This window comes from Dyadobacter arcticus, assembly GCF_011762185.1.
Taxonomy (GTDB): domain Bacteria; phylum Bacteroidota; class Bacteroidia; order Cytophagales; family Spirosomataceae; genus Dyadobacter; species Dyadobacter arcticus.
In genome coordinates this window covers 110,625-133,326 of the sequence record NZ_JAASQJ010000007.1, presented here as the reverse complement: position 1 = coordinate 133,326, position 22,702 = coordinate 110,625, and the positions used below count along the sequence as shown (strand labels likewise).

At 44.1% G+C, this 22,702-nt stretch carries 20 protein-coding genes; 4 read left to right on the top strand and 16 right to left on the bottom strand.

The window, feature by feature from the left end:
- Positions 1–32 precede the first annotated feature (32 nt).
- From FHS68_RS25445 to FHS68_RS25435, 3 genes are all read right to left on the bottom strand, one after another.
- Positions 33–908, bottom strand: a complete 876-nt coding sequence (locus FHS68_RS25445) for an NAD kinase (protein WP_167276846.1) — start codon at positions 906–908, stop codon at positions 33–35.
- A gap of 93 nt (positions 909–1,001) precedes the next feature.
- Positions 1,002–1,673: a CBS domain-containing protein gene (locus FHS68_RS25440; RefSeq protein ID WP_167276843.1), complete on the bottom strand. Its 672-nt coding sequence runs from the start codon at positions 1,671–1,673 to the stop codon at positions 1,002–1,004.
- A gap of 85 nt (positions 1,674–1,758) precedes the next feature.
- Positions 1,759–2,532, bottom strand: coding sequence for an alpha/beta fold hydrolase (locus FHS68_RS25435; RefSeq protein WP_167276840.1), 774 nt, complete (start codon positions 2,530–2,532; stop codon positions 1,759–1,761).
- A 417-nt stretch (positions 2,533–2,949) separates the two neighbouring features.
- Here FHS68_RS25435 and FHS68_RS25430 point away from each other — a divergent pair, with 417 nt between their 5' ends.
- Positions 2,950–3,837, top strand: coding sequence for an alpha/beta hydrolase (locus tag FHS68_RS25430; protein WP_167276837.1), 888 nt, complete (start codon positions 2,950–2,952; stop codon positions 3,835–3,837).
- 8 nt (positions 3,838–3,845) lie between these two features.
- Here the strand turns inward: FHS68_RS25430 and FHS68_RS25425 are convergent, their stop codons facing one another.
- The 7 genes from FHS68_RS25425 to glpK form a co-directional block, all read right to left on the bottom strand.
- Positions 3,846–5,000 (bottom strand): polysaccharide biosynthesis protein, encoded by a 1,155-nt coding sequence (locus FHS68_RS25425; RefSeq protein ID WP_167276834.1) that lies wholly within the window; start codon positions 4,998–5,000, stop codon positions 3,846–3,848.
- A gap of 81 nt (positions 5,001–5,081) precedes the next feature.
- Complete coding sequence (locus tag FHS68_RS25420) at positions 5,082–6,479, bottom strand: NADH-quinone oxidoreductase subunit N (protein WP_167276831.1); 1,398 nt, start codon at positions 6,477–6,479, stop codon at positions 5,082–5,084.
- Positions 6,480–6,485: 6 nt separating this feature from the next.
- Positions 6,486–7,934: a complex I subunit 4 family protein gene (locus FHS68_RS25415; protein ID WP_167276828.1), complete on the bottom strand. Its 1,449-nt coding sequence runs from the start codon at positions 7,932–7,934 to the stop codon at positions 6,486–6,488.
- Positions 7,935–7,981: 47 nt separating this feature from the next.
- The gene (gene nuoL / locus FHS68_RS25410) at positions 7,982–9,898 is read right to left on the bottom strand and encodes an NADH-quinone oxidoreductase subunit L (RefSeq protein ID WP_167276826.1); all 1,917 of its coding nucleotides are present in this window, start codon (positions 9,896–9,898) and stop codon (positions 7,982–7,984) included.
- Positions 9,899–9,930: 32 nt separating this feature from the next.
- Positions 9,931–10,284: an NADH-quinone oxidoreductase subunit NuoK gene (nuoK, locus tag FHS68_RS25405; RefSeq protein ID WP_167276823.1), complete on the bottom strand. Its 354-nt coding sequence runs from the start codon at positions 10,282–10,284 to the stop codon at positions 9,931–9,933.
- Positions 10,285–10,389: 105 nt separating this feature from the next.
- Positions 10,390–11,199 (bottom strand): 3'-5' exonuclease, encoded by an 810-nt coding sequence (locus FHS68_RS25400; RefSeq protein ID WP_167276820.1) that lies wholly within the window; start codon positions 11,197–11,199, stop codon positions 10,390–10,392.
- A gap of 362 nt (positions 11,200–11,561) precedes the next feature.
- Entirely contained in the window at positions 11,562–13,067 is a 1,506-nt protein-coding gene (gene glpK, locus FHS68_RS25395; RefSeq protein WP_167276817.1) for a glycerol kinase GlpK, read from the bottom strand.
- Positions 13,068–13,166: 99 nt separating this feature from the next.
- Here glpK and pbpC point away from each other — a divergent pair, with 99 nt between their 5' ends.
- Positions 13,167–15,467: a penicillin-binding protein 1C gene (pbpC, locus tag FHS68_RS25390; RefSeq protein ID WP_167276814.1), complete on the top strand. Its 2,301-nt coding sequence runs from the start codon at positions 13,167–13,169 to the stop codon at positions 15,465–15,467.
- Positions 15,468–15,713: 246 nt separating this feature from the next.
- Here the strand turns inward: pbpC and FHS68_RS25385 are convergent, their stop codons facing one another.
- The 3 genes from FHS68_RS25385 to FHS68_RS25375 are packed head-to-tail and all read right to left on the bottom strand — an operon-like array spanning position 15,714 to position 18,708.
- Complete coding sequence (locus tag FHS68_RS25385; protein WP_167276811.1) at positions 15,714–16,742, bottom strand: M28 family peptidase; 1,029 nt, start codon at positions 16,740–16,742, stop codon at positions 15,714–15,716.
- A gap of 42 nt (positions 16,743–16,784) precedes the next feature.
- Complete coding sequence (cysS, locus tag FHS68_RS25380) at positions 16,785–18,287, bottom strand: cysteine--tRNA ligase (protein WP_167276808.1); 1,503 nt, start codon at positions 18,285–18,287, stop codon at positions 16,785–16,787.
- 34 nt (positions 18,288–18,321) lie between these two features.
- The gene (locus tag FHS68_RS25375; RefSeq protein ID WP_167276805.1) at positions 18,322–18,708 is read right to left on the bottom strand and encodes a DUF5618 family protein; all 387 of its coding nucleotides are present in this window, start codon (positions 18,706–18,708) and stop codon (positions 18,322–18,324) included.
- 196 nt (positions 18,709–18,904) lie between these two features.
- Between FHS68_RS25375 and FHS68_RS25370 the strand changes: the two genes are divergently transcribed.
- Positions 18,905–19,822, top strand: coding sequence for a PfkB family carbohydrate kinase (locus tag FHS68_RS25370; RefSeq protein ID WP_167276802.1), 918 nt, complete (start codon positions 18,905–18,907; stop codon positions 19,820–19,822).
- A gap of 18 nt (positions 19,823–19,840) precedes the next feature.
- Positions 19,841–20,647: a glycerophosphodiester phosphodiesterase family protein gene (locus FHS68_RS25365; protein ID WP_167276800.1), complete on the top strand. Its 807-nt coding sequence runs from the start codon at positions 19,841–19,843 to the stop codon at positions 20,645–20,647.
- Here the strand turns inward: FHS68_RS25365 and FHS68_RS25360 are convergent.
- The 3 genes from FHS68_RS25360 to kdsA form a co-directional block, all read right to left on the bottom strand.
- The gene (locus tag FHS68_RS25360) at positions 20,642–21,097 is read right to left on the bottom strand and encodes a GyrI-like domain-containing protein (RefSeq protein WP_167276797.1); all 456 of its coding nucleotides are present in this window, start codon (positions 21,095–21,097) and stop codon (positions 20,642–20,644) included. The genes FHS68_RS25365 and FHS68_RS25360 overlap by 6 nt on opposite strands.
- Before the next feature lie 88 nt (positions 21,098–21,185).
- Entirely contained in the window at positions 21,186–21,857 is a 672-nt protein-coding gene (locus FHS68_RS25355) for a phosphatase PAP2 family protein (protein ID WP_167276794.1), read from the bottom strand.
- On the bottom strand, positions 21,854–22,666 hold the full coding sequence (gene kdsA / locus FHS68_RS25350) for a 3-deoxy-8-phosphooctulonate synthase (protein ID WP_167276791.1): 813 nt from the start codon (positions 22,664–22,666) through the stop codon (positions 21,854–21,856). Before kdsA ends, FHS68_RS25355 begins: the two co-directional genes overlap by 4 nt.
- Positions 22,667–22,702: the final 36 nt, after the last annotated feature.

Genomic DNA, 22,702 nt, shown 5'->3' with positions numbered 1-22,702 from the left:
AGGGGTTATGTAATTTAAATCTTATTCAAATGTCAGTTACGCATATCCAGGCCCCACGACAGCTTGCTTCTTAATGTATTTAAAAAGCTATCATCTTTCATTTTGATCAACCTCGCTGTAAAATCAGCTTTTCTGACGGTCAGCTGCGTGTTTTCATCTACTACCCTGGAACGAGCGTCCAGGGAAACCAGAAAATTATTGCTTCGGCTTTTGACTTCAAGTCTGATCACGGCTGTATCTTCCAAAACAAGTGGCCTAACATTCAGGTTATGCGGACTGATGGGGGTAATGATGAAATTTTGAGAATGTGGAACGAGCACCGGGCCACCGCAGCTTAATGAGTAACCAGTTGAACCCGTAGGGGTAGAAATGATCAGTCCGTCGGCCCAATAAGAATTAAGAAATTCCTGATTGAGATAGGTGTGAACTGTGATCATTGAAGAAGTATCCGTTTTGGTGATCGTGAAATCATTTAGTCCGAAATTCAATCCCTCAAACAAATCAATGTTAGATTCGATGGAGACGAGCGTCCTTTCGTCAATGCGGAATTGGCTGGTTTCCAATGCTGCAATCATGTCAGCAATACGGTCAGGTGAAACTGTCGCGAGGAACCCAAGCCGGCCAACGTTAATCCCAATCACGGGAATCTGCCTTCTTCCAACATGCGAGACCGTTTCAAGTAAGGTACCGTCACCACCCATGCTTACGACCAGGCGTGCATCGAACAATTCTTCGGGGACTTCATAAACCAGATCGGAGAAATGCGAGATGCCGGTTTGATCCAGAAAGGTGCGAAATGGCCTGGAAAGCTGAACTTCAATCTTCCTGCTATGCAGCTCATTGAACATGTTTTCAATAAACGGGCGGGCGGACTCATTAAAGTTGCGTCCATGAATTGCTATTTTCATCGAGGAAAATAAAAAACAGATGGTTTCGTCCGAAAGATACGTGACAAATATGCCGATTCAAAAGCCGCAGCGTATTTGCGAAAAGGTAGGAAACTAAGTGGCAAGGTATCTCAAAAGCATGTCAAGCCGCTCCTGATCCACACTTTCAATAGGATCATTGGCATGTGCTTCTTCAATCTCATAACCGAAACGCTCGAGCGTAGCGATGATTGGGGTTATGTGTGTCCGGTTTAACTTTAAAGTGAGCCGGGCCTCATTGGTAGGATTGTAAATTTCTCCGGAAGAATAATAGCTGCTTAGGATGCGGGTGCCATTGGATTCGATCAGGCGGCTGATTTCGGAAAGGGAGTAACTGCGCTCGGAGACTTTCAATACAATTACCGCGCCTTTTTCCTGAACGCCCAGCTCATTTACAAAATGCTCAACAAGGTCGTTAGAAAGTATGCTTCCGGCAAAACTGTGGTCATCGTGTAAAACAGGAATTATTTTTAGGCCAAACTGATTGACAAGCCGTAATAACTCATAAGGATGCTGATCCTCTGCCGCGAAAATGTCTTTATGCTGGATAATGATCCTGGCCAGCAGTTCGGAATTATCAACTATATCAAATAAAATATCTTCTGAAACAATACCTTGATACACTCCTAAATCAGCAACTACAAGCTGTTTAACACCATATTCCTCCATCCAGTCCAACGCCGTGCTCACCGAGTCACTCGGTTTGAGAAGGGGAATCATGGGATTAATAAGGGAAGCAGCAAGCATAAATTAAGAACGTCTTTTGTCTAAGCTATAAAAAAACTATATATGTGTCAACTTTCAGGCCAAAAGAAATTTCAGTTAACGGGCGTTAGGCCACTGGTACTGAAACATGTTTTTCCAGAAAGCTTTCCAGTATAACATTGAATTCGTGAGGTCGTTCCATCATGGGTGCATGGCAACATTTATCGATGAAATACAACTCCGAATTGACTATTAAACGGTTAAATTCATAGCCAACGTGTGGGGGAGTAATGGTATCATTCAGTCCCCAAACCAAAAGTGTCGGAACGGTGATCTCGTGAAGGTTTTTGGCTAGATTATGTCGCTGCGCTGATTTGGCGATGCCCACAATACTCATGCACTTGGGAATGCTTGATGTGGTTTCAAATACTTCATCAATAAGGTCTTTGGTTGCTACCTTCGGATCATAAAATGTGTATGCAACACGCTCTCTGATGTAGTCATAGCTTCCACGTTTCGGAAAAGAACCTCCCATTGAATTCTCAAATAGACCAGAGCTTCCCGTAAGTACCAGTTTGTGAACGTTATCCTGATTTTTAAGTGTGTAAAGCAGACCAATATGCCCGCCAAGCGAATTACCAATAGCAATCACATTTGTCAGGTTTTTGAAAGCAACAAAGTCTTCAAGGAACAGGAGTAATGCATCCAATCCAGCTTCACGGGGGGGCAATTCGTAGATTGGAAGCAGCGGGATAATTACCCGATAGCGATCTGAAAAATGATCAATGATCCCATCCCAGTTACTCAATGCGCCAAAAAGGCCATGCAAAAGCAGTAGTGTTTCGCCTTTTCCTTCATCTATAAATTGAAACCTGTCCTCTGTATGTATGGGATATTTCATTCTTTATTGTGGGATTATATAGATAAGGAAGTCACAAAGAGATAAAAGGGTTCAATAAACCATCATAACCAATCAGAGAAAGTAATGCATGTTTTGGGTATCACGCAAAACTAATGGTTTTTTTTATTCAAATCCGATGTAAAGTAACAAAGCAGATTTAATTTTCTTGTAAATATTATATTATTAATAAAAGAAATAATCGATTAGCACGGAAAGATACAATTCCATTTCACCGGCTGCCAGATTCGGCGGGATGCTGCAAAAGGTAAATAATTCAACTGGGTGACTTACTCCGATATGCGCTTTGTAACCGAAATTTAGTTAGAAAATGCTTTTAAACAGATTAGAAAAACATTAAAAGGAAAGATCCTCATGGCGATAACCGGTATATACGTTACACGAAGAAAACTTGAATTTATGAAGCTGCTGGTTTTCCTGAATATTTCGCTCAGCGCTGGCGCACAAACGGAAATGCCTTTATACCCTAATCAAATTCCCAATTCGCTGGAAGCTGATGACCAGGAAACCAATAAGGATAATGTGGTTAGAAATGTTTCAAAACCAACATTAACCGTATTCCTCCCGCCCGCTGATATCGCCAACGGCACTTCGGTTATCGTTTGCCCTGGCGGTGGTTACGGCGCTTTGGTGATCGACCGTGAGGGTTATCAGGTAGCGAAGGAATTGAACAAAATGGGTATTGCTGCATTTGTGCTTAAATATCGGCTGCCAAGCGATAGGATTATGAAAGATAAGTCCTTAGGCCCGTTACAGGATGCCCAACAGGCGATCAAGACATTAAGGGAAAAATCGGTTGAGTGGAAAATTGATCCTGAAAAGATCGGGATTATGGGATTTTCGGCTGGCGGACATCTGGCTGCCACTGCCGGAACGCATTACGACAGCAGCTTTGTTGAAAATCCAGGAAAAATAAGTCTTCGCCCCAATTTTATGATCCTGGTTTATCCGGTGATCACTTTTCAGGGTAAAGAAGGTCATAAGGGCTCTTCGGCGAACCTGCTGGGTTCTTCGCCAACACAGGAAAAAGTGAAATACTTTTCAAACGAACTACAGGTAACGTCATCCACCCCACCAGCCTTTCTGACGCATGCAGGAGACGATACGGTTGTCCCTGTCTCAAATAGCATTCAGTTTTACGAAGCTTTAAATGCGCAGAAAATTCCTTCTGATTTGCATATCTATTCCAAAGGAGAGCACGGATATTTGAAAGAGCCCTCCTTCCAGGAATGGTATGGCAGATGCCTGCTTTGGATGCGAACCAATGGTCTTTTGACTACCAAATAAAAAGGAGTTCACGTATTTGCGAGCCGGGCAACATCCAACTTTTCGAAAACGGAATTGGCGCTGATGTATTCTGGAACAGCCATTTTTAATGCTGCCACCATTTGCTCAGGTCGGCCGGAATCCAATGCTTTAAGGACCAAAGACATACTTTTCTTAACGCAGACATCTAAGTTCACATCGAAGGGTATGCTTCTTATTTTTGGATGGTGACTTTTGCATTGCATCGTATCTTCAATCAGATCTTCATGCAGTTTCTCTCCCGGACGCATACCCATATACTCGATCCGTATGTCAACGTCCGGACGAAGGCCCGCAAGCTCAATCATTCGCCGGGCAATGTCAGCAATGCGCAAAGGCCCGCCCATGTCAAAGAAAAGGATTTCATGGCTTTTACTCATGGCACTGGCTTCCAGTACAAGCTGGCAAGCTTCGGAAACAGTCATTACATACCGCTGCACGTCGGGATGGGTAAGGGTTATGGGTCCGCCTTCCTGGATTTGTCTTTCAAAAGTGCGTAGAAATGAGCCATTCGAGCCGAGTACATTGCCGAACCTGGTGATTACAAATTGCGTGGATGAATGATAATCCTGGCAAAGGGATTGCAGATAAATCTCGGCCAGCCGTTTCGTAGCGCCCATGACACTCGATGGCCTGATCGCTTTGTCGGTAGAAATAAAAACAAATTTCCGGACTTGAAATGTAATAGCCAGGTCGGCTAAAATACCCGTTCCGAGTACATTGGTTTTAATGGCTTCGTACGGATGCTTTTCCATGACAGGGACGTGCTTATAAGCGGCCGCATGAAAAACAATCTGTACTTGGGAATGCGAGAATATTTCGGACATCCGCGAAACGTCGGTAACATTCGCCACATAAGAATGAAGCTCCAAGTTTTGAAATCTCTGCCTGAGCAGCATATCCAGATCATTCAGCAATGTTTCCGACTGGTCAATGAGGATGAGCACTTTCGGGGCATACCCACTTATTTGCAAAGCCAGCTCACTTCCTATGGACCCTGCTGCGCCCGTAATGAGCACAATGCTGTGAAATACTGCGCCCGCAATGTTTTTTGGATCCAGGACAATCGGCTCGCGATTAAGTAAATCTTCCGGATTGCATTTGAAATTCTTATGAGAGAAAAGGGGATTAGTTTGGGATCGCATAGTTAGATATATCGGATAGATATATCTAATACGGGGTGTGAGATAGGAAGTAACAGGAAGAGAGTAAAAATTATAAAGTACTTACATTAATTTCTCAAAAATCCCTGGTGCAAGACCAAAAAGAATGGTGAGGAAGGTAGCGAGGACTAATATGACTTTGTAAAAAGGGGCAACGCGGATTTGCATGAGGTCGCCGTCTTTTAGATAAGAAGAAATAATGACCCTGAAATAATAGTATATACCGACGGTCGACATAAGTACTGCGATGACAGTAATCCAAATAATTCCTCTTTCTGCCGCACTCGTAAAAATGAAAAATTTACCCCAGAAACCTGCTGTCAATGGTATACCCGCAAGCGACAACATGGAAACAGCTAATATGAATGCAAGCAATGGATTTTGTTTGGAAAGTCCGTTGAATGCTTCGTAACGCTCATTGGGTTGTCCTTCAAAGGTTTTCTCTTTTGAAACCAACATTAATACGCCAAATGCGGCAATGGTGGATAATGAATAAGCCAGAGAATAGAAAATGATGGCGTTTTCGGAAGGCTTGGTAAGCGAAGTAAGCGCGATAAGCAGGTAACCGGCGTGAGATATACCCGAGTAGGCGAGCATTCTTTTAAAGCTGTTCTGACTGGTTGCCCCGATGTTTCCAACGAGCAAGGTAAGTACCGCAATTACCGCGATGACAATCCACCAGAAACCATAAATTCCTGTAAAAGAATGGCTTAGTAACCGATATAATGCTGCAAACCCAGCTGTTTTTACAATTGTCGACATGAAAGTCGTGAAAATGGTCGGTGCGCCTTCGTAAACATCGGGTGTCCAGAAGTGGAAGGGAGCTGCCGATACTTTAAATAGCATCCCGATCAGCAACAACAATAAGCCGGCGTAAAGAAGATATGATTGGGTTCCCGCCGGAATATTGGATGAAAATCCTTGGATCTGAGTAAGGTTAAATGACCCGGTTGCGCCATAAAGTAATGTTATTCCAAACAACATAAATCCTGTCGCAAACGCGCCCATCAGAAAGTATTTCAAAGCCGCTTCATTGGAACGCAAATTGCGTTTGTTGCTTCCAGTCAGGACATACATGGCGACAGACAGGATTTCAACCCCAATAAAAAGCATGATCAGATGCTCGAAACCGACCATCATGATGGCGCCTACCAACGAAAAAAGCATTAATCCATAATATTCGGCAGGTTCAGCATCGGGATTATCCTGGAAACCTCCTGAAATGGCTACGATCATAAAAGCGGAAAGCAGAATGATTGCATTAAAGGAAAGGGTGACATTATCAACCCGGAACATGTCGTAGAAATATAGCACAGGTCCCTGGTTCCATTCCAGAAAATTGCTCACCAATGCAATGATCAGGAATAAAAGGGTCGCTGGAAGCAAAATGTTCTTTGATTTCGAAAAGCCCAGAAAGAGCGTTACGATTCCAAAAAACGACAATAATATAATGGGATACATAGGGTCTTAGTTATTTACCAGTTGTAAAAGTTGACTTACAGCAGGTTCGGTTAATTTCAAAAATGTGTTTGGGTAAATGCCAATCCAGAAAACCATAATGACCAATGGAAGGAGTACAGCCCGTTCGCTTGCAGTAATGTCCTGAAAGTCTTCCACCCATTTGGATCTTGGCCCGAACATTGATTTCTGGAACATTCTGAGCATATATACTGAGCCGAGAATGATGGTAAGCCCAGCCACCGCGCCCAGCCAGCCATCATATTGGAATACACTGGATAAAAGCAGGAATTCGCCTACAAAACCGTTGGTCAGCGGAAGCGCCACGCTTCCAAGCAGCAATACCATAAAATACACGCTCAGATGCGGCGTACTTTGCGTGATACCTCCCAATTGATCCAGATACCGCGTTTTTGTGCGGCTATAAATGATATCAATGATGAAAAACAAACCGATCACATTGATACCGTGTGCCAGCATTTGGATTAATGCCCCTTGCAATCCATTGACCGAAGAAGAAAAAACACCAGCTGCCATCAACCCAACGTGCGCAAACGAAGAATACGCGATTAGACGTTTCATATCGCTTTGCTGAATGGCGATGATGGAGCCATAAATGATCCCAATTACCGACAAAACCATCGCCAATGTGCCCCAGGTTTGCATTCCGGCTGGAACAATCGGAAGCAGAAGCCTTATTAATCCGTAAACCCCCATTTTCAGCATGATACCTGACAACAGCATAGTAGCTGGTGTTGGCGATTCGGTGTAAGTATCTGGCTGCCAGGTATGGAAAGGGAATAATGGCATTTTGATAGAAAAAGCAACAAAGAATGCCCAGAAGATAAAGCCTTGTACTTGTGGGCTAAGTTGAAGCTGATAGAATGCGGTTATCTCGGAAGTATGTGCGCCGGGTGTTTGATAATACAAATAAACCAGCGCGACCATCATGAACAAACTACCAAATATGGTATAAATGAAGAACTTGAACGTTACTTTCAAACGGTTTTCACCGCCCCAGATGGCTGCTAGGAAATAAACGGGAATTAATGCTGCTTCGAAGAAAAGATAGAATAAAAATGCGTCTGTTGCTGTGAAAACGCCTATTAAGGCAGCTTCCATAAAAAGGATCAGTGAATAGAATGATGCTGTCCCTTTATAGTCGTGCTTGAATGCGGAAAGGATAATCAGGGGCGTAAGAAAGGTGGTCAATAAAACCAATACCAGACTAATGCCGTCAATTCCTGCTGCAAATGAAATACCTCCCGACGCTAACCATGCATATTTGAAACCAAACTGACTTCCCGCTGCCGGATCAAATTGCAGCCAGGTGGCAATGGCAACTCCAAGAGAAGCCAGGCCGCCGATCAATGCAACTTGTTTGGCCAGTCGCTCACCGGATAAAAAGGTGGCGATACCTGCTGCAATCGGTAAAAGAATTAAAAGAAGAGTAAGCATATTTTCAAGTCAACGGTCAGCAATAGAATGGTGAACGGATGTATATATCAGAGTAAAAGCTTCCAGAATAATAATGCGACAATGCCTAAAACCATTGCGAAGACGTAGTCGCCGGTTGACCCGGATTGGGTTTTCCTCAACTGGCCCGCCAGGAAGCTTGTTAATCTTACGAATGCATTTACAAAAAGGTCAATGAAAAATTCCCCGAAACTGTACAGGATGTTGGATAATGTCTTAACAGGTTTTACAAATACGGCGTCGTAAAGCTCGTCTACATAGTATTTGTTATAAACCAATTTCTGCAATGCGCTTTTCTCAGTAGTGTCTGGCGCAGGAACAGATGCTTTTTGAACATACATAACATAAGCAACGATGCCTGAAACAGCCGCAACTGCCACGGAAACGCCCATTAAGAGATATTCTTCGGAATGTGATAAGGTTGTTGCTTCGAATGCGAGTGGGTTAGCCTGCCTCGCTGCATCATACAATGGACTCATGAATTCGGCGAGATAATGTGTGCCGTGCAATGCTTCGGGAACACCAATAAAACCGCCAACGGCTGAAAGTACCGCGAGGATAATTAGCGGAATAGTCATGGAGGCAGGCGACTCATGCAAGTGATGCTCTTGCTCATGCGTGCCGCGGAATTTTCCAAAAAAGGTCAGGAAAAGCAGACGGAACATGTAAAAAGAGGTCATTAACGAACCTAAAATCCCTATTACCCAAAGTACCTTGTTGTGCTCAAAGACATTTGCAAGTATTTCATCCTTTGAGAAGAACCCGGAGAAAGGTGGCAAACCGGCAATAGCCCAGGTTGCGATGAAGAATGTGATAAAGGTTATTGGTAGTTTTTTCCTCAAACCGCCCATCGAACGAATATCCTGCTCATTGGACATAGCGTGAATGACACTCCCTGCGCCAAGAAAAAGTAATGCTTTGAAAAAAGCGTGGGTAATTACATGGAACATCGAGGCCGAATATGCCATTGCGCCCAAACCCATGAACATATAACCCAGCTGACTTACGGTGGAATAGGCAAGTACCTTTTTAATGTCGTTTTGTAAAATACCAATTGAAGCGGCAAAAAGTGCAGTGGCCCCGCCAATGATACCGACAATTTCCAATGTGGAAGGCGCCAGGGAATACAACACATTGGAGCGGATCACCATATAAATGCCCGCAGTCACCATCGTCGCCGCGTGGATTAATGCCGAAACGGGTGTAGGACCAGCCATCGCATCGGGTAACCAGGTATATAGTGGAATCTGGGCCGACTTACCCATTGCTCCAATGAACAAAAATAAGGTAATGGTGATGATCACGGGATCGCCAACCTGAAAGCTGGCTGCCTTGCTAAAAACCTCTGAATACTCGACCGACCCGAATGTGGTGATGATGGTAAAAATCCCAAGCAGAAAGCCCAGATCACCCACGCGGTTCATTATAAATGCTTTACGGGCAGCATCGTTGTAATTGGTATTCTTATTCCAAAAACCGATAAGCAGGTAAGAGCACAAACCAACTCCTTCCCAACCTATAAACATGATCACATAATTGGAGCCCAAAACGAGCAATAACATGAAAAACAAAAAGAGGTTCAGATAAGCAAAAAACTTACCAAAACCTGAATCGTGATGCATGTAGCCAATGGAGTAAATATGGATCAACGAGCCAACTCCGGTAATGATCATCAACATGAGCAGCGAAAGCTGATCTATCTGAAACGAAAAAGGAATGTTCAATTCGCCAACTGTGATCCAATCAAACAACGGAACGATCATGGGCTGACTTCCTGCCGCAAGAAATGCATTAAAAGCCATGACAGAGAGTACGAAACTTGCCATAACGGTCAGTGTTCCGATGATTCCGACAGCGCCTTTCGGTATATGGGTAAATCCGAGTCCGTTGATCAGAAAACCAAGCAGGGGTAATAGCGGAATCAGTATGAGTAGGGATGCAGACATATTCAATTTAAACTTTAATAAGGCAAGTCAGTTTACCATTTCAACTTGTTGAGAAAACCGACGTCTGTATTTCTGGTATTCCGGTATATCATTACAATAATCGCCAGACCGACAGCCACTTCCGCGGCTGCAACGGCCATTATAAAGAATACGAAAACTTGTCCGGAAGGATCTGACCTGTAAGATGAAAAAGCGATAAGCAGCAAATTCGCAGCATTAAGCATTAATTCCACAGACATGAAAATGATAATGGCGTTTCTGCGGGTTAGAACACCAATGATACCAATCACAAAAAGTAAGGTGCTGAGAATTAAATAGCTTTGAAGAGGGATGTTCTGAATAACCGATGGAATGTGGACCTCTGGCAAATTGGGATTTGGAATCATAGCAGATTTACCTTATTGGATATTCGGTTAAAATAGTCAAAAATAGATTTCCGGCAAAAATAGACATAAATACCACTTACTCAAACCAGTTGAAAAAGGATTATGTCAGCGTTGGGTTAATCCCCTTAATTTAATCTCCGTCAACTTTCTTTTGGTGTCCAGCGGGAACTCGCCTTTCATCATCCAGTCGAAGAATGAAGGTTCATTCTTTAAGATATCCGCCACTTTTTTACCATTATGTTTTCCAAAATTGAAAACCTCTTCACCTTTATCATTATAGACCATCCTGCCCGCGAAGTCAATGAGTTTGGAGGCGGTTAATTCGTGCAGGACTGCCATATCATTTTTGATGGGTTCCGATTCTTTTCCATGACTGTCGACAACGATAACTCCCTCGTAGCGAGCGATTTGACCTTGCAAAACTTCGAATGTTGCAATGGTATCAGCTTCGGCGCTGTGTGCATTGAGCAGGGTTTTACCGCAATAAAATTTGTAGGCGGCTGCGAGGTTACGCGGCTCCATCATATGGAAAATACGCTGCGCATCTACCATACGCCGGTTTTTAATGTCGAATTCGACGCCGACGCGAAGAAATTCTTCGACGAGCATGGGAATGTCAAAACGATTGCTGTTGAAACCTGCGAGATCGCAGCCTTCGAGGAAAGTGGCAAGGTTGCGGGCGATACCTTTGAAAGTGGCTGCATCCTTGATATCCTCGTCGTAAATGCCGTGTATCAGGCTGCTTTCCAGTGGAATAGGCATTTCTGGATTAATCCTCCGGGTGCGAATTTCAGTCTCTCCATTCACCAAAGCCTTGACAACCGAAATCTCAACAATCCGGTCGCGCACAATGTTGACTCCGGTCGTTTCAAGATCAAAAAAAGCGAGGGGCTTTTTCAGACGCAGGGTATGCATAAGGCTACTCTAATTTGATTTTCGCGCCTCGAAGTTACGCCTAAACGCCAGACAGCGCAAGGGAGCGGGTAGTTTATATGCATTATAAGTGAAACGAGGGGCCGGGGGGTGTTCGAAATGGTTCGGGATTGTTCGGTATGGTTCGGGGTTGTTCGAAATGGTTCGGGGGTTTATATGTTGTCATTTATGGTCATGGGTTGTCATTCATTGTCACTTTTGGTTGGGGAGTGTGACGCATTATTTTGGTTAAGGCATTCAGTAGCAGATGATTTTTCAAGATCATGAAACAATAAATGACCATCCCTGACCAACAATTACAAACCCGAACCACTTCGACCAATCCCGAACCACCCCTGACCTCCTCAGTCAACCCACTCATAAGACTTGGTAACCGCCTTTTTCCAGCCTTTGTACAATCTGGAACGGCGTTCTTCTTCCATATTGGGGTTCCAGGTATGTGCGATTGCCCAGTTCTTTTTGAGTTCGTCTGTGTTCTGCCAATAACCTACTGCGAGCCCCGCTGCGTAGGCCGCTCCTAATGCCGTGGTTTCAGCAACAGCGGGTGCTACTACCTGCGTATTTAGGATATCTGATTGGAATTGCATCAGCAATTGGTTGGAAACCATACCACCATCGACCCTCAGCGAAGCGAGTTCAATACCCGAGTCCTGTTCCATGGCGCGGACGACGTCAACGGTTTGATACGCAGTTGCTTCCAATACTGCCCTGGCAATGTGACCTTTGTTAACGTAACGGGTTAAGCCTGCAATCACGCCGCGGGCATCATTGCGCCAATAAGGTGCATAAAGTCCTGAAAAAGCCGGAACGAAGTAGGCGCCGCCATTATCCTCGACTGTTTTAGCCAGACTTTCAATATCGCTGCTGTTCTGGATCAGGCCAAGATTGTCCCTAACCCATTGCACTAATGCGCCAGTTACAGCTACACTTCCTTCTAATGCATACTTAACAGGCTCATTTCCAAATTTGTAGGAGATTGTGGTCAACATTCCATTCTCGGAAGTTTTGAGCTCATTTCCTGTATTCATGACCAGAAAGCAACCCGTACCATATGTATTTTTCGCCATACCAGGCTCGTAGCAGGTTTGTCCTACCAATGCCGCGTGCTGGTCGCCCAGGTCGCCTGCAACAGGTACACCAGGAAGTATTTCGTTGTTTACATGTCCGTAGATTTCACTGCTGCTTTTGATTGCGGGCAGCATTTTTTCCGGAATGTTGTATGCGGTGAGCATTGCCTGGTCCCATTGCAATGTTTTCAGGTTCATCAGCTGCGTGCGGCTTGCATTAGTCACATCGGTTACGTGGATGCCGCCATCTCCATGCGCGCCACCTGTGAGGTGCCATATCAGGAATGTGTCGATATTGCCGAAAAGCGCTTCGCCTTTTTCAGCATCTTCACGGATACCTTCTACATTTTCGAGAAGCCATTTCAATTTAAGACCGCTGAAATAAGTGGAAACGGGAAGGCCTGTAATTTCGCGGAACTGGTTGAGCCCGCCTTCTTTTTCGTATTTGGCAACCAGATCGGTTGTCCTGGTATCTTGCCAAACCAATGCATTGTAATAGGGTTTTCCGGTCCGTTTGTTCCAAACAACCGTTGTTTCCCTCTGATTGGTAATGCCAATTGCCGCTATGTCCGCAGCAGTAGCAGATGCATTGATCCGCGCAATAGCGATAACTTCAAGCGTATTTTTCCAGATTTCCGTCGGATTATGTTCAACCCAGCCCGGTTGCGGGTAAATCTGTTCGTGCTCTTTTTGTCCGACAGACACGATGTTTCCCTGATGATTGAAAAGAATGCAACGGGTGCTTGTAGTTCCCTGATCAATAGCGGCAATGTATTTTGACATAATGGGATTATGATTGGCTTTATTTGCAATAAAGTCAGTAAGTAGGGAAAATTAACTAAGCGGGACAATATAGCGGCGAGATTTTATTATTTAGAAATTATGAAATTGAAAAGGACCGGAAAAATACTGCTGTACGTCGCCGCAACCGTTTCGGTGTTTTTGTTGGTTGATCTGACCTTCCCATTCCGGCCAGTTATTCCGTACGCAACCCAAATTACCGATAGCAAAGGAATTGTCATTCACGCATTTTTGAGTAAGGATGATAAATGGCGGTTATATTCGAATGTTTCAGACATTACCCCATTACTTCGTAAAACATTGATATACAAGGAGGACCAATATTTCTATTACCATCCGGGCGTCAATCCGGTCGCGATTGTGAGGGCTGCGGTTCGCAATGTGTTTTCAGGTAAAAGGACGTCGGGTGCGTCCACTATTACCATGCAGGTTATCAGACTGGTGGAGCCCAGAAAACGGACTTATTATAACAAGATCATTGAGATTGTCAGGGCATTGCAAATGGAACTGCACTATTCCAAAGATGAGATACTGCAATTATATGTCAACTTAGTTCCTTATGGTGGCAACATTGAAGGGATCAAAGCTGCCTCGCTGTTATATTTCGGAAAACCGCCCCAATTGCTCAGTTTGGCAGAAATAACAGCGTTAACCATTGTCCCAAACCGCCCGTCAAGTCTTCGTCCCGGAACCAGGAATGAGGCATTAAGACAAGCCCGCAATGAATGGTTGACCCGATTTGAAAAAGAGGGGTTATTTGAACAAAATATCATTCGAGATGCATTGGACGAGCCGTTGACGGTCAAGCGATTACAGGTACCGAGGCAGGCACCTCACCTATCTCTGCGGTTAAAGAAACAATTTCCTGATCAGCCGATTATCCAAACACCCATCAAAAGTCAGGTTCAAAGCCAGATTGAGGAACAGGTAAAGAATTATATCAACCGCAGGAAACTGATGAATATCCACAATGCATCGGTGCTGGTGGTGAACAATGAAACCATGGAAGTAGAGGCCTACATTGGCTCGGCCGATTTTAACAATCCATTTGATGGTGGACAAGTCGATGGAGTGCGGGCGGTGCGTTCGCCTGGGAGTACATTGAAGCCACTCTTGTATGCAGCTGCATTTGATAAAGGGATAACCACACCCAAAAAGGTTTTGAATGACGTTCCGAGCAATTTCAGCGGGTATGAACCTGAAAATTTTGATAAACATTTCAATGGAGCAATTACTGCTGAATTTGCTTTGGCCAACTCCCTGAACATTCCGGCGGTTAAGGTTTTAAAGGAAATCGGAACGCCCGCGCTCGTTGAAAAACTGAGGAAAGCTGGTTTTAAAACCATTGATAAACAGGCAAAAGGGCTGGGATTATCCATGATCCTGGGCGGTTGCGGGGTTACTCTGGAAGAGCTTACCAGACTTTTCACCGCTTTTTCGAACGAAGGGAAATTAAAAAAACTGAGCTATAATTCAGATGATTCTCAGGACAAAAAGGGAACGGCAATTGTGTCGGCAGAGGCAGCTTATCTTGTAACCAATATCCTGACGCAAATTACCCGGCCCGATTTGCCGACCAATTTTGATAATACCTACCATTTGCCCAAAATCGCCTGGAAAACGGGTACTTCTTATGGAAAGCGGGATGCGTGGAGCATTGGTTACAACAAACGGTACACGGTCGGTGTTTGGGTAGGGAATTTTTCGGGAGAAGGCGTCCCCGAATTAAGTGGCGCGAATACGGCTACTCCTTTGCTTTTCTCCATTTTCAATGCGCTGGATTATAATTCCCCAAAAGGCTGGTACAAATCGCCCGCTAACATTTCTTTCAGGCAAGTGTGTGCGGCAAGCGGAGATATTCCATCGGAGTTTTGTGACCATCAGATCCCGGACCAATACATTGTCGGCGTTTCAGCTTATACCAAATGCCAGCACCTTCGCTGGGTTTTCACAGATCCGTCGGGCAAAATGTCATATTGTACTTACTGCCTTCCCGAAAGGGGATTTGAAAAAGAATCCTATCCGAATATTGCTCCGGAGCTGATCGCATTTTATGAGCTGCAAAAAATCCCATATCAGAAAATACCGCCTCATAATCCGACCTGTGAGCGTGTTTTCCACGAAAGCGCACCGCTGATTGTGAGTCCAAATGATGGTAGCGAGTATTTTATCCGGAAAAATGAGCCGTCACAAATTCAGCTGGCTTGCCAGGCCGCCAATGATGTGCAGGAAGTTTTTTGGTATGTCAATGACAAGCTTAGCAAAAAGGCACACCCCAATGAAGCGGTTTTTATCAATCCACCATTTGGAAGGGTCAAGATCTCGTGCAGCGACGATAAGGGAAGGAATTCGGATGTTTGGATTGTGGTTCGCAGGATGTAGGAATGGAAATGGTTCGGGGTTGTTCGGAATGGTTCGGAGTTGTCAGAAGTAGTCAGAAGTAGTCATTTATGGTCATTTGTTGTCACTCATAGTCAGGAAAGCTTTAATAACATATGACTAATAAATAATAACTCCGAACAATCCCGACCGACAAGTGACTATAAATGACAATAAATGACCAAACATGACAATCCCAAACAACATCGAACTATACCTAACAATCCCGAACAACACCTGACTTCCATGTCAAAGCGCCTGCCCCGCTGCTTCCTGATAAAGTACCTGAAGAAGTGTTTGGCCGACTGCTTTAAGTGTCTGGGAATCAATGTGTTCCATTGTATCGTCGGCGGTGTGCCACTGATCGAAGAATGTGTGGGCCAGGTTATTTTGACGGGTGTGAATAATGTCGATCATGGGGATATGAGCGACTTTGTTGACTGGTAAATGATCATCGGTGATAGCGGAACCTCTTTCGTCAATGAAATAATTACTGTATCCGAGCCTGCTTGCAGTAGTCCAGACCTGCCGCACAACTTCCTCCGCCATTTGCACTGAATACCCTTCTTTAAAAAATGTAGCCCCTTTTGCGCCAGCCATATCCAGCAAAATCCCAAAGTAAGCGGTGTAGTTTGGGACATGTTTATTGGCTGCCCAATGTTGCGAACCGAGGCAGAAACCACTGTATTCAAGACTTGTTTCCTCTCCCGAGCTTCCCCAATCTTCCGCATCAAAAAAGATAATGTCTACGCCGATATCAGGTTTAGGGGTTTGTAACGAAAGCACGCGTGCTACTTCCAGCAAAATTCCGATACCACTTGCACCATCATTTGCAGCGATCACAGGTTTTGTCTTGATAGTAGAATCCTGATCGGAAAATGGACGGGAATCCCAATGGGAGGTAAGTAGTATCCTTTTGGCAGCAGTTGGATTAAAACTTCCGATGATATTACGGGCATTCAGTTTTTTTCCATCAAATGTGGTCGCCGTGAAGGGTTGTTCAATGACCTGAAAACTGTATTTCTTTAAAGTAGCAACCAGATAATCACCGCAGGCTTTGTGAGCAGGCGTATTAGGAACGCGCGGCCCAAAATTGACCTGTTTTTGAACAAATTGATATGCAGAATCGGAGCTGAATTCGGGGCTATTGACCAGTTTGGTAGCATTTTGCTCACTGGTTTGCTCAGAGCTATCTTTGGAATTGCAGCCGTAAATAAGAAATGAGAAAAATAGAATTGGTAAGAATTTCAAACAGAAGTTATTAGAAAGAAATAGCATCTCCGGATTTTATAATGTTACGTCCTGTGAAACCTGCATTAACTATTCTTCATAAGCCCAGTCAATCCTAACTTTCGTGTCGCGGATTACCAGACCCTGATTTTTGAAGTAAGAACGGATTTCGTCGACTTTTTCGTAGTTCTGCGAAATTTTAAATTCGCGGTACAATTTCAGCATACCATCCAAAATGGCGTGTCCTTCGCTCAGTTCCTCTTTCAAACCCAATACCTCTTCGAAAAAAACGATAAAGTTGTCTTTTAGTGAAGTAAAAACAGCCACTCCCAATGCGGCAGATTTCAGCTGCCCCATGGTCAGCATATTAATGTATTTGAGTAAATTAAACATATTGGCGAATGCAACTGCGGTATTCAGATCGTCATTCATTGCGCCATAAAAACCTTCAATAGACTTTTCAATATCTTCTTTCTTAGCTTCATCAGGGCTTATTCCTTCCTCGTCTGCATAATTGAGCAGCTTTGCATTTCTTAATCCGTTCGCAAGTTTTTTATAACCCTTTTGAGCTGCTTTCAATGCGTCATTTGAAAAGTCCAGGGTGCTGCGGTACTGGCTTTGGAGCATAAAAAAGCGGACCGTCATTGGACTGTAAGCCTGTTCAAGCAAATCGTGATTTCCTGAAAAGAGCTGAGCGGGAAGAAAAGAGTTGTTTAATGACTTGGACATCTTCTGCCCATTGACGGTCAGCATATTGGTATGCATCCAGTACCGGACCGGCTCCACATTGGTCAGTGATTTTCCTTGCGCAATCTCACATTCATGGTGTGGGAACTTCAAATCCATTCCGCCGCCGTGAATGTCAAATTGTTTACCCAAATACTTGGAACTCATGCAGGTGCATTCCAGGTGCCAGCCCGGAAAACCCATACTCCATGGCGAATCCCATTGCATAATGTGTTCGGGGCTTGCTTTTTTCCAAAGCGCGAAATCCAATGGGTTTCGCTTTTCAGATTGTCCGTCCAATTCGCGGGTCTCATTTAACAAATCTTCAATAATGCGGCCGGAAAGTTTCCCATATTCATTTCCTTCTTCCTGGTATTTGTTAATATCAAAGTATACGGACCCATTGGATTCATAAGCTGCTCCTTTTTCAATCAGATTTTCAACAGCTTCGATCTGCTCAATCAAGTGACCGGTTGCAGTAGGCTCAATGCTGGGCGGCAGTAGATTAAACATGGCAGAAACATCATGAAAATCATTGGTATAGCGCTGCACAATTTCCATCGGCTCCAATTTTTGCAGTTTTGCCATTTTACCGATCTTATCTTCGCCTTCTTCGCCATCGCCTACCAAATGTCCTACATCCGTAATATTCCTGACATACCTGACTTTGTAGCCAATGTGGATAAGGTATCGGTAGAGAATGTCAAAGGATAAAAAAGTCCGGATGTTTCCTAAATGAACATTGCTGTAAACGGTTGGGCCGCAAACATACATTCCTACATAGGGAGGTGCGATTGGAACAAACACATCCTTTTTACGGGTAAGTGTATTGAAAATTCGAAGAGGCTGGAAAGTTTGTGCAGTCATTTATATGGGTACCTACTAAAAAAAGAATTTTAACTTAATGTTGGGTTTTAGCAAGCCTGGTTTCAACCCAATCAATGATTTTTTCTGCATTTTGTAAACCGAGTTTGGCTAAATCAGCACTTTTGGTACCCTGGTAACCCATGTCAATATGCAAGATCTGATAAGCTGTGGTGAATTTGGACAACAGGCTTTTGTCAATGCGGCTAAGTTCAAACTGATACCATTCGACGCTTTTTGGCGTCTTCTTATTTTTCTCGCCTAAAAATTCATTCAATGCTACCAGGATGCCTGTGTAGGCGGTGTGACCGGCAATCTTAATGTATTTTTTGTCCTGGTAAAGCCCATCTTGCTTTTTTGCATTGTTACTAAGAAAATCTTTTGCATTATCAATGTGTCTGCGCGCTTCCGAAATTGCTTCCATTGCTCAGTATGTGTTTATAGTGGAGAGATAAATAGATAAGAAGCAAAAATAAGAAATAACAAATGATTGATTTGCAAGCTGTCAGATATTGGAGTGCGGCAAAAGGTGCTATTCAGTCGTTTTGATTATCTTCGCAGCGTCTTTTGCATATTAAAACCAGTTTGAAACTTACTTAAAATCAACACAGTACTTGTTTATGAGTTTATTAACCGTAGGATCTGTTGCTTTCGATGCGCTCGAAACACCTTTTGGAAAAACAGACAAAATCATTGGCGGGGCTGCCACTTACATCACACTAGCCGCATCCTATTTCACCCGGGCAAATAATCTGGTGGCCGTAGTTGGCGGCGATTTTCCAAAAGAAATGATCGATTTGCTCGAAGATCATGGGGTTAATACCGAAGGCCTTGAAATCGTTCAGGATGGGAAAACGTTCTTCTGGTCGGGCAAATACCACGAGGATATGAATAGTCGTGACACGCTGATTACCGAATTGAATGTGATGGAACATTTCGATCCGATGATCCCTGACTCCTACCAGGGTGCCGAATATTTGATGTTGGGAAATACGGTTCCAGCCATTCAGAAACTGGTAATTGAAAGATTGTCCAAGCGTCCCAAGCTGATCATGCTCGACACGATGAACCTTTGGATGAACATTGCATTGGAGGATTTGAAAGCGGTTTTGAAGCTTGTCGACCTGATCACGATCAATGATGAAGAAGCACGCCAGCTTTCCGGTGAATATTCTCTAAGAAAAGCAGCCAAAAAAATTATGGCAATGGGACCGAAAACCCTGATTATAAAAAAAGGAGAGCACGGTGCATTGCTGTTTCAGGATGACCACATCTTTTTTGCGCCCGCATTGCCGCTCGAAGAAGTTTTTGACCCAACAGGAGCGGGAGATACTTTTGCAGGAGGATTCATCGGATACCTGGCGAGCACGGACGATATTTCATTTGAAAACATGAAGAGGGCTATTATTTACGGCTCGGCCATGGCCTCATTTTGTGTTGAGAAATTTGGTACTGAACGTCTTGTAAACCTCTCGCAGACAGAGATCAACGCGCGTGTTCAGGAATTTGTAAATCTGTCCAGCTTTGAAATCCAATAACATTTCCAAAAAATTGAAATGATTTTAGTAAAAAGGTTTGCAGGCGTGTTTTTCCTGCTGCTTCTGTACGTCGTTGCTTATTCACAGCACCCTATTGTTTTGCCGAAAGTCAAAAATCCGATTGTGGTTATTGCACATAGAGGAAACCACGTGAATGTTCCTGAAAATACCATTGCATCTTGCAAAGAGGCAATCATTGGCGGGGCCGATTATGTGGAAGTGGATGTAAGGACCACAAAAGACGGACATCTGGTCGTCTTACACGATGCCACCGTAGATCGAACTACCAACGGCGGCGGGAAGATTTCGGGAATGACATTGGAAGAGGTAAAGAAACTTCAGGTTTTTAACCATAACAAGAAAACACACCGCATTCCCGAATTCCGGGAAGTGCTGGCGGTTTGCAAAGACAAAATCAACATTTATCTTGATTTCAAAGACGCAGATGTAGCCGAAACCTGGAAGCAAATCAAAGCCGCGGGGATGGAAAGCCAGGTTATTATTTATTTGAATAAAGAATCGCAATACAAACAATGGAAAGATGCTGCTCCGCAAATTCCTTTGATGACGAGTCTGCCGAAAGATGTTACCAATAAAGAGCAAATGCAGGTGTTTCTGGGTAATGTCAATGTTCAGTTGCTGGATAATGTAACAGATCCAGTTTTGGTAAAAATTGCCAATGAGCTCGGGTTATCGGTCTGGCTGGACGTCCAAAGTCCAACAGAAGCGCCAACTTCCTGGAAAGCAGCCCTAGAAAAAGGCGTCCAGGGTCTGCAAACCGATAAACCGTCTGAGCTAAGAACATTCCTGAGCAGCCACTTATAAGATTCCTACCTGCACCTCAGTAATATTCCGCTCCGGATTCTCGAAATCCCTGTTGATATAAATCTCCCTGTTCTGGCCTGACATGGTTTTATTTTGGGACATGATCTCTGAAATCAAAGAGCCGTAAACCGTTCCCAAAGTATTCCAGTCACCGTAGAGCTGTTCTGTGATACAGTTAAACGATTCAAGATATTTTGTTTTGAATTCCGAATTCGTTAGCTGCGCTGTCGAAACGATTGGCAACGCAATGGTTAAAGTGAAAATGGTATCTAACTGACCGTCAGCGCCTTCGTAGACCCAATAAATCGGCCCGGTAATTTCGATATCGTTATGTAAAGCATCCTGATAAAGCCGACGTGCCACATGGCGCACATGCTGAGAAAGCTGGGCCAAAGAAGTCTTCGTTTCGAAATACAAAACGTGAATGGGTTGAATGGTTCTGGTCTGCATAGGAAGCGCTGTTGATTTGTTTCTTCAAATTAAACATCACCATATGACAACCCTATGTCAGTTGCATTTCAGATCAGGTAAGTTTATTTCAATGTTTCTTCATTTTCCTGACCGTTTTTTGAAGCCAAGGGTAGCTATTGTATAATACTTTGGTGGCGCCAATGCCAACTGCGGCGCCCATCAGTACATCTGCTACCCAATGTTTGTTGTTCAAAACGCGAAGAGTTCCCACAGCCGTCGCGGTTCCATAGCCCCCAATACTATAAAAGACGCTGCGCTGGCCATATTCTTCATGCAGGATTGTCGCGTTGGTGAAGGCAATCGTAGCATGCCCGGATGGAAACGAGTGATAATCTTCCCCATTTGGTCTGGGATAAGCAATGATCCTTTTCAGACCTTGGGTAACCCCTTGTGCGGTAATATTTGAAAGTATTGCAAGGATAATCTGATCGCCCAGCGAGTGTTTCCCCTTCACCCCCGCCGAAGCCAATCCGAGACTCACCACACCAGGCGAATAAGACAAGTACTTGTCGATTCCGGAATGAAATGAAGGATATTTGGAAATGACCTGATTTTGCAAATGCCTGCTGATTTTTCCCTGCGTGATCAAGCCCGCAAGGGCTAGAGATACCGGCGGGATAACGTCTCCCGCTTTGACAACCCAAAGCGTTGAATCCCGCTGGGCTATGGTCCCGTGAGAAAGCGAGAGGAGGAAAAATAACAAGCAGCAAAACGGTGCTCTGGCTAATTTTATGATCATAAAATGGCTTCTCTCACACGTACCAATTTTTCTAAAAGCCCGTCAAGCTGATCCAAAGGAAGCATATTAGCCCCATCTGACTTTGCTTCCGAAGGGTTAAAATGCGTTTCAATAAACAGCCCGTCGGCGCCTACTGCAATGGCAGCCTTCGCAATGGTTTCTATCAATTTCGGTTTTCCCCCAGTTATACCAGAGCTTTGATTAGGCTGTTGCAGCGAATGTGTACAATCCATGACCACTGGAACGCCAAATGAAGCCATTTCCGGAATGTTGCGGTAGTCTACGACCAAATCACCATATCCAAAACTATTTCCCCTGTCTGTCAAAATCACCTGGCAATCAGGGTTGACTTCGTGGATTTTCTCAGCAGCGAACTGCATGGAAGCGCCGGAAAGAAACTGGCCTTTTTTTACATTGATGGCTTTGCCGGTTTTCGCAGCAGCTGCAAGCAATTCAGTCTGCCTGCATAAGAAAGCTGGGATTTGAAGTATGTCCACATATTCAGCGGCGAAAGCAGCTTCATGCGACTCATGAATATCTGTTACAGTGGGTATCCCAAAAGTTTCTCCAACCTCCTGAAGTATTTTCAATGCCTTCTCATCTCCAATACCTGTAAATGAATCGATTTTAGTGCGGTTTGCTTTTCTGAAAGATCCTTTGAAGATATACGGAATGCCAAGTTTATCGGTTGCAGCTACAATATGTTCCGCTATTCTAAGGGCCATATCCCTTCCTTCAATTGCGCAGGGGCCGGCGATAAGGAAGAATAAGGGTGAATCCGAGTTTTTTAATCTGGGAATTGAAATCATAACGCGATAAAGTTGAAACTGGTAAAAGTTTCTCGA